Here is a 12,394-nt window from a genome sequence, read left to right on the forward strand (position 1 = left end):
AAATGCTAAACTTCATAGATTTATTTGCAGGTTTGAGCGGCATTAGAATTGGTTTTGAAAGAGCCGCAAGAGAATTTGGTATTGAGACAAATTGCTTACTTACTGCGGAGATTAAGCCCGCAGCAATAGAAGCACTAAAACATAGATACCCTAACGAGAAAGTAGATTATAACATTTATGATGTAAACGTTCAAATGTTTAATAACTCCTTGGATATAATCCTCGGAGGTTTTCCGTGTCAACCATTCAGTGCAGCTGGCAACGGACTTGGATTTCTTGACACGAGAGGCACTTTGTTTTTCGAGATAGAGAGAATTATTCACGAATCTACGGCTTTGGGAAACAAACCTAAGGGATTCATATTAGAGAACGTTGAAGGGCTTGTTAAACATGGTGGTGTTGAAGATGGTGCAACTTACGGTCGCACATTGACTACCATTGTAAAGAAACTGAAACTTGCGGGATATAACGTATATGTAAAAGTTCTTGATGCTTCTGATTTTGGAGTTCCACAAGCCAGAAAAAGAGTTTACATTGTAGGTCTTGATAAAAAAATTGGTAAAATAAATTTTGACAACTTACCGACCTCTCACACGACTTTTTCAAACGTGAGAGAATATGGATTACCTGCTGAACATTCAGCTTTTACTAAAAAGCTATTAGCCGCTTATACGCCTAATCAACTTGAAGGCAAATACATAAAAGATAAGCGTGGTGGTGAACACAACATCCATAGCTGGGATATATCGTTGAAAGGCAAAGTTACAAAACAAGAAAAAGATTTTCTTAATTTGCTGCTAAAAGAGCGCCGCAAAAAGAAATGGGCAGAGCTTATTGGCATAGATTGGATGGACGGAATGCCTCTAACCCAAGAGCAGATTGCCTCATTTTATAAAGAGAAAAACTTGACTTCGATGCTTGCGTCATTAACTGAAAAAGGTTATCTGGTGTACGAACATCCAAAGAAAAAGATAGTCATTTCAAGAAATGGAAATACTGCATCAAGAAGAAAACCAGACACGACAAAGCCAAAAGGCTACAATATCGTTACAGGCAAACTAAGTTTTGAGTTTAGCCAATTCCTTGATTCCAACTCTATTGCACCGACTATGGTTGCTATGGATATGGAACGAATAGGTGTAGTTGAAGAAAATGGTGTGCGACACCTAACAATAGACGAAGGACTAAGATTATTCGGTTATGAAGACTATGATTTGTCCTACTTGGAAAATAAGAAAAGAGGAAGAACCATAGCTTTTGATTTGCTTGGCAATTCTGTATGCGTCCCTGTGATACAAGTATTAGCAGAGCGTTTGATTTCGGCAATAAATAAGAAACAGAAATGAATAAGATTCCATATAAAGAATTTATAAAGAGTATTACAATGTTCTTTATAAATAATGATGTTGACAGAAAGTATCTGGAAAAGAGAGCGGAAAAACTATCCGCTCTCAAACAGCAGATGCAAAACATTAACACATTAGATGGTCTTAAAGCGTATATAAGAAATTATGAGGATTCTTTAGGTAATCTTCTTGTAATTCTTGGTGTTAGCACAGAATTATTCAAGCGTGTTATTTCTATGTTTAGAATCCAGCGGCAGATGGATTTCAAAACAGAATGGGATGTTAAACACACTCGCGTGTTCATGCTTTCTGATGAAGAAATGATGAACAAAGTGTGTACTTTGTTTGTTGAGGGGCCATGTAATAGTGAGCTTTCCACAAACATCCCCTCATACAGACTTCGTAATTTCGTCATTTCCGATACTGTTATGAAACGCTTACAGAATGATGATTTTTTGGACTTCCTTATAAGCAAAGACTTTGACACGCAATATAATAGTGATGTCTCTTTGGCTAATATTAAGCAAGTTGAAAATCTTCTTGAAAAAATATGCAATCAAGAATGTTACAGACTGGTTCGCAACCCAAAGGTTGATCCTGTCGGTAATGGCACCAGAGAAATTCAGGTTAATTACGCTATTCAAAACGAAGCTACAGACGAAATTGTCTGCTATGTAAAATATAGCTTTAACATAACCACTTCTCGTGGTCAGTCTGATTTTAAGCGCAGTGTAAAAGACTTGCGTGACTATATTCGCTCAACTTATCAGAACACTAAACAAATTGTTATTGTTGACGGAGCAGGATGGATTGGTCGTCAATCTGACTTAAAAGACATTTGGGACTATACAGACTATTGTCTCAATCTTAATTCACTAAATCATCTGAATGATATAATTATTTAATATATGGAACGTAGTCAAAGAATTGAATTGCTGAAGCAAATTCAAAAGAAAGTGCCGTTTGCACAAGGTTATCCTCTTCTCTATCGAGGAGAGCGAAAATCTTTTGATGTATGGGAGATTCCTATGGAATGTCTCATCTACAATCAGTATAATGGTCGTATCGGTAGTGTGGTTAAATCTTATGAGAAACAGAACCACAAACTTAATCCAGAGCTTACAGACGATGCTGCACTCATCGAAAAATTCTTGTGGCAATCTAAAGCAGACAAGAACGAAAAGACGATGGGAAGCCTTCGACAAGTAGGTCAACTTAAATTCGGTATCGTAACTTCAGATGGTGTCATCGTTGATGGTAATCGAAGAGTATCTTTGATGAACAGAATCCTTAGTGACGCGAGAGCTACGCAAGAGGAAAAGAATAGATGCAAATTCTTTAGAGCAGTAATTCTACCAGAGAATGCGACAAAGAAAGACATTCTCCAACTCGAAACATCCTTCCAGATGGGAGAAGACGAGAAAGTAGATTATAACCCTATTGAAAAATACCTTAAATGCAAAGACTTAGAGGATGCTGGTTTTACGAGAGATGAGATTGCAAATTTCATGGGGATAAAGAAGAAAGATATTGACACAAACCTCGAAATTCTTTCCTTGATGGATGAGTATCTTAGCTTCTATGAGTATGACGGCATTTATACAATGGCAGAAGGACACGAGGACTCTTTCCAGAAACTGAACATTGCCCTTAAACAGTATAGTGCTGGAGTCGCTAATATGTGGAGCTTCACACCAGAAGATGTCAACAACCTAAAAGCTGTTTCTTTTGACTATATAAGATTGGGGTTAGCTCAAAATGATATTCGCGATTTATTCCGTAAGCCTGGTCAGGCCTCTTCGAGTGTTTTCGGTACAAAGACTCGATGGGAAAATTTCCTTGACAAGCATAACGAAGCTGTTGCAAGTTATGAAGAGAAAAGCGTTGATGAATACATACAGAACGCAACAGGCGATGACATTATTCCATGTATGCAAGCTCGTGACCAGGAATGGCGCAAACACGTTAAGCAGCAAATGGAAGATAACTTCAATGCGGCACAAGACGACATTGATAGTCAACTTCGTGCCAAAGAGCCTATGCTTCTCGTAAAAAAAGCTTTGGGTGCCATTGCTTCATTGGGCTCCATTGATCCTCAGGCAAGCAGTATTAAGAAGTATCAGGTTGAAATTTTGGAAGGCTTACAAAATCTCATTCAACAAGCAGACGAACTTAGAAGCAGAATAGATGAATAATACAGGAGTTCTTCAAATAGAGTCTCAAGGCAACAGCATTGTCATTCGTGAGGGTGCAGATAAAATTCGCCGCAATCGAATGGCAAAGCTCTATATGCGTTCTAATCTGAAATTTTCAGATTGTGGAGACCACATACAAGTTGAAATTACAGAGAATGTCAATGTAACCATGAACCATATCAAGGTTCTTGCTAAATACATTAACTGTGATATTTCGTTCGGAGAAGGTATCAACCGTGAAATGCAAAATTTCCGAACACAAGAGTCTCTGTTTGAAGAGTTCTCCCAGCAAGCACGAAACATCAGAGATAATCATCCCCAGATTGATGAATTCAAGCGTTTTGAAGAGTCTCTTATAAAAAATATGCCGAATCGACAGCTGTATAAATTACAAATGTTATCGGCATACCATATGGCATTCGCTCAAAACGCTTGTAATTTTTCTGTACCTGGTGCCGGAAAAACAAGTGTGGTTTATGGAGCCTATGCTTATCTCCATAATCTCCCTAAAGACGACCCTAAACACGTAAATCGTATCGTTATTATTGGTCCTTTAAGTTCATTCGGCCCATGGGAAATTGAATATAAAGAGTGCTTTGGTACAGAACCAACATCGATGCGTCTTATTGGTGGTATGACTACGAAAGAGAAATCATTGTATCTACATGGAATGTCCCATGCAGACATCACTCTTACGTCATACCAATCAATTATCTCAATCAAGGATGATTTGCTTTTTTTCCTATCGCAACATAAAGCGATGGTCGTATTAGATGAAGCACATAAAATCAAAAACACCCACGGTGGTATTATGGCTGCATCTACAATGGAATTGGCTTCAAAAGCCGCTTCACGTGTTGTACTTACAGGAACTCCGGCTCCAAATGGGTATGAAGATTTGTATAATCTCTTTCATTTCATTTGGCCGGATAGAGATGTGTTAACATACAATGTTCCACAACTCGTAAACATGAGTCATTCATCTGAAGATGAACGAGTGGACGATTTAATAAATAAAATCGCACCATTCTTTATTCGTGTGCGCAAAAGTGACCTAAACATTCCGCCTGCTTTTTTTGAGGAAATTGAAGTGGAAATGTCAGACTCTCAGAAATCAATCTATAATGCAATAGAAAATAAGTTCATGGCCGAGATTGATGAAGATATGTCTCCTTTCCTTAAAAAAGTTAGAAAAGCGAAGTTTATTCGCTTGATGCAAGTCGCTACCAATCCAGAATTGCTAAATTCTAAATTGACTGATATTGATGATGTTGGTGAGGATATTGCAGAATCAGAAGAAGATAGCGATTTTATTGCTGGCATTAAGCAGTTTGTATCTTCTGAAGTTCCAAACAAATTCATCAAAGCAGCCGATATTGCAGAAGAAATAGTTAAAGCTGGTGGTAAAGTTGTCATTTGGGCTTCTTTTATTCGCAATATTGAAAGAATGAGTGAATACCTAAAAGAACGAGGTATAGCTTCTCGAATGCTTTATGGGGCAACTCCTGTGGAAGCAAGCGATGGATCAGATGAAATGAATAGTCTGACTCGTGAATCTATTGTCCGTGAGTTTAATCGCGACGATTCTTCATTCAGAGTAATTCTTGCAAATCCATTTGCTGTTGCAGAATCAATATCTCTGCACAAGAAATGTCATAATGCGATATATATTGAAAGGTCATTTAATGCAGCTCACTTTATACAATCTAAAGATAGAATACACCGTTATGGCTTGAAACCAGACGTTAATACAAAGTATTACTATCTTATATCTAAAGATACGATAGATGAAACCATTAACAAACGACTTGCAGAGAAAGAGCAACGACTAAACGATATAATGGAGAGTATGCCTATACCTCTTTTTGATAACGTTTTAGAATCTGGAGGCATAGATGATGTAAAAGCTATTCTACGCGACTATGAGGCAAGAGCTAAAAAGATATAGTTCCATCGGGGACAAAAATGGAATTCTATTCCTTTGTAGAAAATTACTGACGGGAAACAATGTAAGTTTGTCGTCAGTAAAAGCCGCATGTTCTTTTGTTGAAGGAATAGACCTTGTTTTTCCATGTGGAATTTTAGCATTACAAGAACTTGACTTATTAAATGTTGAGGGTGATTTATGTGTATCCAAGTCCTTAACTTATCACGCAATCCATGAAGATGTGTTTATTAGGGAACTTTGTTCTCATTGCTTTAATGTGCTTAGTAAAAATGGCTTATTCGATGACGCACAAGTTACGTATGACGAACAAGAAGATTTATTTTATATTCCTCGGAGGGCATTCAGATTAGAATCTGCTGTGTTTAGAAATCTTCTCGTAAGTTTTGGAGCTGTCAAAACAGATGGATTGAAATTCATTATTAGCAATGAATACGAACAGATTTTCAAAAAGGCGATAAAACACAAGCGTACCATGTCCCTGAGTCAGCTTATGGAAAAACTCGAGCATGAAAGACTCATGGGTGAAGAGGGCGAACTGTTTGTATTGGATTTTGAAAGGAAACGTTGCCCATATACCGAACAACAGAAGAAAAAAATTAAACAGATTTCAGAAATCGATGTTTCTGCAGGTTATGATATTATATCATTCCATAGCGAATCCTCCACTCAACGCAGATACATTGAAGTAAAGACCTTTGAGGGTAATAACCATTTTCATTGGTCTAAGAATGAAATAGACTCAGCTAAACTGAGAAAACACGATTATTATATTTACTTGGTAGACTACAATAAAATTAATGAAGAAGATTATGTGCCAACTATGATTCAAGACCCTTATCAAGAAGTATTCATGCAAGGTAAGTGGAGTTTCTCTGTTGATTCATATTTGGTTGAAGAAAAGAAATGTTGATTGTAAAACTTATAAATTCAAGAGATATGAAAAAGTACATTCTTTCACTTGCACTTTGTGCCATAGCATTGTGCAATTTCGCTCAAATACAGTCTTATAAGATTGTTTCACAAGCAGACGAAGAGCGGGTTATCCTTCCTTATGATAGCCTTACCAATATAACACGAAACAACCTTCCGTCTCTCATTGGACAAAAGATACAAATCTTACCAGAAATGGGTAGGTCTTCAATAGGGTTGGATAACGGTCCAACTATATATTCACGGAAACCAAATTCTCGCGGATATTGTAACGAAGCTGTTATATCACCAGATACTGGATTTACAATATATGAATCAAAATTTGGTACTTTTAATAATGAAGTATTTGACATTATAGGAGCGGACTCTATTCAGTCTGATGATAGAGGAACGTATCGTACAAAACATTTTTATCTGATAGTCAGTAACGAAAAATACCCAGGTAGAAATTATTTGGATGTTGGTTTTGTAAATGATGAGTATAACAATGATGTTCTCACAAAAAGAGATGAACTTATAAACATACATAAGTTTATAATATTAGGCTATTTTGAAAAATTGCGAGAAACAATGAAGGGGAAAAAGTATGTGAATCAATACACATCAAACCGTTCATTGGGAGGTGATTATATTGTTTATAACCTATCAGATGGAAAACCACTTCAAAGCATCCCCCAAAACCATGTTTGGGAAATTGTTGATTTAACTTTCATAGAAGCTGATGACAAAGCAATGCTAGGCTATATACTCACATCGAACGATATAAAAGATGTGTTTTGTAGTACGTATTTAAAGAATTTTATTCCGTATAATGAGTATTTAGCCGAATCAAAGAAAAAGGCTAATTGGGAAAAATCAATGATTACAAAATATGGTAAAGCTAATGGCACACTCATAATTCAAGGAAAGGTAAAAATTGGCTTTACGAAGAAAATGTGTGAAGAATCATGGGGAAAGCCCTCTGACATCAATAAAACATCTGGATCTTGGGGAGTTCATGAGCAATGGGTCTATGGCTATGGAAGTTATCTCTATTTTGAAAATGGAAGGTTGACTTCAATACAAAACTAAAATAGACATAATTTTAACGTGAGTTCGATGAATTATAAGTGTCTGTAAATTTGGTGATTAGCGAAAATTGTTGTAACTTTATAGTATTGATTTACAAACAATTACAAACAAAAATCGCTATGATCACCGAGGACAAAGTTACTGAAATATTTTGTATGGCAGATGATTTCTGCAAGTTTTTTGATGCAATGACGGCAAAATATACGCTAAAACCTACCGGAAAAAGAAACTATCAGCGTAATTCCACGATGTCAAAGGCAGAAGTCATGCTAATAATGATTCTTTTTCACGACTCTGGTTATCGTTGCTTTAAACATTTCTATATTGAAAAAGTATGTAAGCATCTGCGTCATTTGTTTCCTAAAGTTGTCTCATACAACCGTATAGTAGAATTGGAAAGGGAGGTAGCCGTACCCTTAACCTTGTTTATCAAGAAGGTTCTGTTGGGCAAATGTACGGGCATAAGCTTCGTTGATAGCACACCACTACGTGTCTGCAAGAACCAAAGAATACATATTCACAAGGTTTTCAAAGGTATAGCCCAAAGAGGAAAATGCTCCATGGGTTGGTTCTTCGGTTTCAAATTACATTTGATTTGTAATGAGAAAGGAGAGCTTATCAATTTTATGATAACACCGGGAGATATTGATGACCGTAAGCCTTTGGAATACAAAGCTTTTGTAGATTTCATATATGGCAAGCTGGTCAGCGACAAGGGGTACATCGGCAAGAATCTCTTCCAAAGACTGTTTGTGGATGGAATACAACTTATTGCCAAATTGAAAAGTAACATGAAAGGAGCTTTGATGAGTGTTTCTGCCAGGCTCTTACTCAGAAAAAGAGCCATTATAGAAAGTGTGAATGACGAGCTTAAGAATATTGCGCAGGTGGAGCACTCCAGTCATAGATGCTTTGACAATTTCATCGTCAACTTATTAGGTGCTATTGCTGCCTATTGTTTGTTTCCAAAGAAGCCGTGCATCAATGTACAAAGGACTATTGATACACAACTTGCTCTGTTCTGAATTCGTCGAACTCACGTTAATTTTAATACATAATCAAGCAGACTTTGGATCCGCCCAGTGCGGCACCAAGGTCTGCTTTCTTTTTATCGGTAGTCGCCTCGCTTTGGAGGACATTTTCGCCCAGTGGTAGGCTACCGCCCATTGTCTTTATGCCCGAGGGAGGAGGGAGTGTGTTGCCGTAGGCTTGAAGCGGTATGTGTAATCGACCTCGCACTGTGGTTGGCGGTTGCTGGTATTCGTGCTTGGTCTGGGACATTGACCGTGCAGCTTTGGTCGTGGTGATGACACGGAGTCAAAGATTATTCTTACGAGGGAGAGTGTTTGCTGGAAGTAAATGAGAGATTGAATTTAGCGAACAGAGGCTTATTTTCCCTTCACAAAGTTAGGTTGCTACCCTTGGTGAAAAATTAGACACGATTTCCTCTCAATATTTTTATAGATCTACACCTGTTCAGAATCTAATGTACGTGTAAGAGAAAATCACTAAAACAATCATAATGATTACTTATAAACGGTATTTTGCCCGATATTGTTCACTTTATGAGTATGGTTTAAGTGTTTTTGATAGTCTCTGATTTCCCTATTTTCTCTTATATTTCCCGCCATATCCCTTTCACTTGGTAGAACATTAAAAGCCCTCTACTTTTGTATCGTCAGAGCTGACTGAAAGCCCTATGCGCAAGGACGAATTTTCATTTCAAAACAATTGGATTATGACGATAAACGAATTACTGGACAAGCCTGTTTGGCAGATGACTGGTGAAGAATTACTTTTCCTTGCACAACACGGTAATATATCCACGAGCAGGGAATCAACAAAGGCTTCTTCCTCCAAAGAAGAAAAGCGATATGTGTACGGCTTGGCTGGCATTGCATGCCTCTTTGGGTGCAGTCTGCCCACAGCTAATCGTATCAAACAGAGTGGCAAAATCAATCGTGCCATTACGCAAGTAGGTCGCAAGATTATTGTGGATGCCGACCTTGCGCTGGAATTGGCAGGACGAAAGACAGGAGGACGAGGATGAACACGACTGATTATGAAAACATTTGGCAAGCATCGCTTATCCATGTTACGGACGAGTTTGCGCTTCCTCCAGTTGTACTGCAAGCAGGTGAAGCCATAATTGGCACATTGGGCAACTTCAGTGTGTCAACAGGTAAAGCCAAAGCAAAGAAAACTTTCAATGTGAGTGCCATCGTTGCAGCAGCTCTTGTCAATGGGCAAGTTCTGGAGTATCGGGCATCATTTCCCGAGAGCAAGCGCACTATCCTCTACTTTGACACTGAGCAAAGCCCTTATCATTGCCAACTCGTGATGCAACGCATTCTGCGATTGGCAGGACTGCCGATTGATAGAGAGCCAGAGTATTTGAAGTTCAGCCACCTCAGAGCCATTGCCGACCCAAATGAGCGCAGAGAAATAATCCGCTACGCCATCTACCATGCACCCAACGTGGGCTTGGTGGTCATTGACGGCATTCGAGATTTGATGCTCGACATCAACAACTCAACGGAGGCGACTAAACTTGTAGGCGACCTGATGCAGTGGACGAGCGAGCAGAATATCCATATTCAAACCGTGCTTCACCTCAACAAAGGCGATGACAACGCGCGAGGGCATATCGGCACGGAACTCAACAACAAGGCAGAGACAGTCTTGCAAATCACGAAAGACAACACGCTGCCCGACCGAAGCATCGTTGCACCCTCCATCATCCGCTCCAAACCTTTTGAAAAGTTTGCCTTTCGGCTCAAGGAGGTTGAAGATGAGGTGTGCGTTCCCGAAATCGATACTTCCTACACGGACGCAGACTGCAAGCCCCACCGCCATTCATACCACGACCTAAGCGACACCGGACATCGTAAAGCATTGACACAAGCCTTTTCTTTGCGTGAAGTCTTGCCCTATGGCGAACTCATTGCAGCACTCAAAAAGGCTTATGCTGAGGTCGTAGGGCAATCTTATGGGCAAACCAAACTCAAAGAACTCTTGCAGTTTCTGCTCAATAAAGGTATGCTAATAAAGGAAGAGCGAGGGAAATATCGGCTCAACTGAGATAATCAACCCTAAAACCTTTGGTCGGTCGGACGCAGGCTATATATACCTGAACCAATCCGACCAAATAGAAATAAGTTTGGTCGGTCGCAAATGGGTGCCTATAGTGTACGACCGTCCGACCAAACAAGAATCAACCAACCTCCAAAAGAAAAAGGTTGGGGCAAATTCATTTCAACTTAAAACAACATCACAATGGAAATACAACACATCAAGCAAATTTCTATCACAGATTATTTGCAACAACAGGGCTATGTGCCAGCACGAGTACATGGCATTAACTATTGGTACTACTCTCTGCTGCGCAACGAAAGTACACCATCATTCAAAGTAAACACAGAGCGCAACCAATGGTATGACTTTGGTTCGGGCGAGCATGGCGACATCATAGACCTTGTATGTGCTTTGCATCGTTGTTCTATCAGCGAAGCCATCCAGCATCTTTGCGGGACAAAACAAGTAGCGCATCAAGAATTTTCTTTTGGAGGTAAGAGAAAATTCTCTGAGCGCAAGTTGGAAATCCTCTCAGCACAACCGCTTTCCAATCCTAATTTGCTTCGCTATCTCACAGCGCGTGCCATTCCCCTTACCGTAGCCAATTCCTACTGCTCGGAAGTTCTATTCCAAAACATGAAACGGACATACTATGCCATTGGATTTGCAAACGATGCTTTGGGATGGGAAATCCGCAATATGTATTTCAAAGGATGTGTCGCACCGAAGGCTGTTACGACGATTAAAAGAGGTGCTGGTCGCTTGCAAATATTTGAGGGTTTTATGGACTTTCTTTCATGGAAAACACTCAATCCATCTTCAATGAGCGATGCCATTGTTCTCAACTCTTTGGCACTTTTGCCACGCATTCAAGAGCAAATAATGGGTTATCAAGAAGTAGAAGGTTTTCTGGATAATGATGATGCCGGACGTAAATCTTTTGCCGTTTTGAAGCAAATCTTTCCGCAAATCGTTGATGGCGCTACACGTTACCCAGAGCACAAAGACCTCAACGAATGGCTCGTTGCTCAATCCAAAATCAATGAGAAACAGGTGTTATTACCGACAACTAAGCGTGGTATTAGAAGATAGCGTGTGTTTGGGAAGCAAGTTTGTGTTTTGAGTATCTCAAAACCTACTTGCTCCCACCATTGGGAAGTGAAAACCCGTTGGTCTCATCAAAAAACAAGAATATGGAACAGAAGAATAAAGGTGGGCGACCCATCAAGACTTTATCAGAGAAACGGAAATACCAAGTGCTTCTTCGGCTTAATACAATGGAGTACTACACTTTGCTGGGTAAAGCACGAGAAGCCTCTATCACTCGTACTGAGTTTTTACGTCGGCTCATTACAAAAGCCGAGGTTAAGGCACACATCAAACCAGAAGAAATGCAACTCATCCGCACAGTCTCGGGTATGGCAAATAATCTCAATCAGATAGCCCATCGGCTCAATGCCTTTGACATTTCTACCCTCAATGAAGATTTGAACGCACTGAAACAACTTACTCACGAACTCATGAAACGATTGAAACCATGATAGCCAAGATTATTAAAGGAACAAACTTCAGTGGAGTTGTCAATTATATGCTCAGCAAATGCGAAGGTCAAGTCAAGGTTTTACAAGCTAATGACGTACGCAGTTCTTTACCAAATGACATTGCACACGACTTCAACTTGCAAGCCTCTATGCGTCCGAATGTACAAAAACCAGTTTGTCATACCATACTCTCATTCTCAGCACATGATTCAGAACGACTGACAGATGCAACAATGGTGAAGATAGCCAACGAATATCTCCATAAAATGGGCTCAGTAGAAATTTACT

General features: G+C 39.2%; 13 protein-coding genes. 12 read left to right on the plus strand and 1 reads right to left on the minus strand.

The window, feature by feature from the left end; genetic code table 11:
- Nucleotides 1-2: 2 nt before the first annotated feature.
- The 7 genes from dcm (at nt 3) to ETF27_RS06665 (ending at nt 8,515) form a co-directional block, all read left to right on the plus strand.
- Nucleotides 3-1,346: a DNA (cytosine-5-)-methyltransferase gene (gene dcm, locus ETF27_RS06635; protein WP_130829653.1), complete on the plus strand. Its 1,344-nt coding sequence runs from the start codon at nt 3-5 to the stop codon at nt 1,344-1,346.
- Complete coding sequence (locus ETF27_RS06640; RefSeq protein WP_130829654.1) at nt 1,343-2,251, plus strand: DpnII family type II restriction endonuclease; 909 nt, start codon at nt 1,343-1,345, stop codon at nt 2,249-2,251. Before dcm ends, ETF27_RS06640 begins: the two co-directional genes overlap by 4 nt.
- A 3-nt stretch (nt 2,252-2,254) precedes the next feature.
- The gene (locus ETF27_RS06645) at nt 2,255-3,541 is read left to right on the plus strand and encodes a hypothetical protein (RefSeq protein WP_130829656.1); all 1,287 of its coding nucleotides are present in this window, start codon (nt 2,255-2,257) and stop codon (nt 3,539-3,541) included.
- Nucleotides 3,534-5,489, plus strand: coding sequence for a DEAD/DEAH box helicase (locus tag ETF27_RS06650; protein WP_130829657.1), 1,956 nt, complete (start codon nt 3,534-3,536; stop codon nt 5,487-5,489). Before ETF27_RS06645 ends, ETF27_RS06650 begins: the two co-directional genes overlap by 8 nt.
- A complete protein-coding gene (locus ETF27_RS06655; RefSeq protein WP_130829658.1) occupies nt 5,464-6,399 on the plus strand; it encodes a DUF3883 domain-containing protein in 936 nt (311 codons plus the stop codon). The genes ETF27_RS06650 and ETF27_RS06655 overlap by 26 nt, the downstream gene beginning before the upstream one ends.
- Before the next feature lie 26 nt (nt 6,400-6,425).
- Nucleotides 6,426-7,490, plus strand: a complete 1,065-nt coding sequence (locus ETF27_RS06660) for a hypothetical protein (RefSeq protein WP_130829659.1) — start codon at nt 6,426-6,428, stop codon at nt 7,488-7,490.
- A 119-nt stretch (nt 7,491-7,609) separates the two neighbouring features.
- Complete coding sequence (locus ETF27_RS06665) at nt 7,610-8,515, plus strand: IS982 family transposase (RefSeq protein ID WP_130829660.1); 906 nt, start codon at nt 7,610-7,612, stop codon at nt 8,513-8,515.
- A gap of 22 nt (nt 8,516-8,537) precedes the next feature.
- Here the strand turns inward: ETF27_RS06665 and ETF27_RS06670 are convergent, their stop codons facing one another.
- A complete protein-coding gene (locus ETF27_RS06670; RefSeq protein WP_130829661.1) occupies nt 8,538-8,771 on the minus strand; it encodes a hypothetical protein in 234 nt (77 codons plus the stop codon).
- A 457-nt stretch (nt 8,772-9,228) separates the two neighbouring features.
- Between ETF27_RS06670 and ETF27_RS06675 the strand changes: the two genes are divergently transcribed.
- The 5 genes from ETF27_RS06675 to ETF27_RS06695 all read left to right on the plus strand — a co-directional run.
- Nucleotides 9,229-9,540: a DUF3853 family protein gene (locus tag ETF27_RS06675; RefSeq protein ID WP_130829662.1), complete on the plus strand. Its 312-nt coding sequence runs from the start codon at nt 9,229-9,231 to the stop codon at nt 9,538-9,540.
- Nucleotides 9,537-10,571, plus strand: a complete 1,035-nt coding sequence (locus tag ETF27_RS06680; RefSeq protein ID WP_130829663.1) for an AAA family ATPase — start codon at nt 9,537-9,539, stop codon at nt 10,569-10,571. Before ETF27_RS06675 ends, ETF27_RS06680 begins: the two co-directional genes overlap by 4 nt.
- Before the next feature lie 195 nt (nt 10,572-10,766).
- Nucleotides 10,767-11,657: a toprim domain-containing protein gene (locus tag ETF27_RS06685; protein WP_130829664.1), complete on the plus strand. Its 891-nt coding sequence runs from the start codon at nt 10,767-10,769 to the stop codon at nt 11,655-11,657.
- Nucleotides 11,658-11,758: 101 nt separating this feature from the next.
- Entirely contained in the window at nt 11,759-12,106 is a 348-nt protein-coding gene (locus ETF27_RS06690; RefSeq protein WP_130829665.1) for a plasmid mobilization protein, read from the plus strand.
- Nucleotides 12,103-12,394 (plus strand): relaxase/mobilization nuclease domain-containing protein (locus ETF27_RS06695; RefSeq protein WP_147785616.1); only part of this gene is annotated, 292 nt, incomplete at its 3' end. The genes ETF27_RS06690 and ETF27_RS06695, both read left to right, overlap by 4 nt.

The organism is Prevotella brunnea, assembly GCF_008016795.1.
GTDB classification, from domain to species: domain Bacteria; phylum Bacteroidota; class Bacteroidia; order Bacteroidales; family Bacteroidaceae; genus Prevotella; species Prevotella brunnea.

Excerpts from the sequence above, each read along its gene's own strand:
- dcm (WP_130829653.1), top strand. The coding sequence starts at position 3 with ATGCTAAACTTCATAGATTTATTTGCAGGTTTGAGCGGCATTAGAATT.
- ETF27_RS06640 (WP_130829654.1), top strand. The coding sequence starts at position 1,343 with ATGAATAAGATTCCATATAAAGAATTTATAAAGAGTATTACAATGTTC.
- ETF27_RS06645 (WP_130829656.1), top strand. The coding sequence starts at position 2,255 with ATGGAACGTAGTCAAAGAATTGAATTGCTGAAGCAAATTCAAAAGAAA.
- ETF27_RS06650 (WP_130829657.1), top strand. The coding sequence starts at position 3,534 with ATGAATAATACAGGAGTTCTTCAAATAGAGTCTCAAGGCAACAGCATT.
- ETF27_RS06655 (WP_130829658.1), top strand. The coding sequence starts at position 5,464 with ATGAGGCAAGAGCTAAAAAGATATAGTTCCATCGGGGACAAAAATGGA.
- ETF27_RS06660 (WP_130829659.1), top strand. The coding sequence starts at position 6,426 with ATGAAAAAGTACATTCTTTCACTTGCACTTTGTGCCATAGCATTGTGC.
- ETF27_RS06665 (WP_130829660.1), top strand. The coding sequence starts at position 7,610 with ATGATCACCGAGGACAAAGTTACTGAAATATTTTGTATGGCAGATGAT.
- ETF27_RS06670 (WP_130829661.1), bottom strand. The coding sequence starts at position 8,771 with ATGTCCCAGACCAAGCACGAATACCAGCAACCGCCAACCACAGTGCGA.
- ETF27_RS06675 (WP_130829662.1), top strand. The coding sequence starts at position 9,229 with ATGACGATAAACGAATTACTGGACAAGCCTGTTTGGCAGATGACTGGT.
- ETF27_RS06680 (WP_130829663.1), top strand. The coding sequence starts at position 9,537 with ATGAACACGACTGATTATGAAAACATTTGGCAAGCATCGCTTATCCAT.
- ETF27_RS06685 (WP_130829664.1), top strand. The coding sequence starts at position 10,767 with ATGGAAATACAACACATCAAGCAAATTTCTATCACAGATTATTTGCAA.
- ETF27_RS06690 (WP_130829665.1), top strand. The coding sequence starts at position 11,759 with ATGGAACAGAAGAATAAAGGTGGGCGACCCATCAAGACTTTATCAGAG.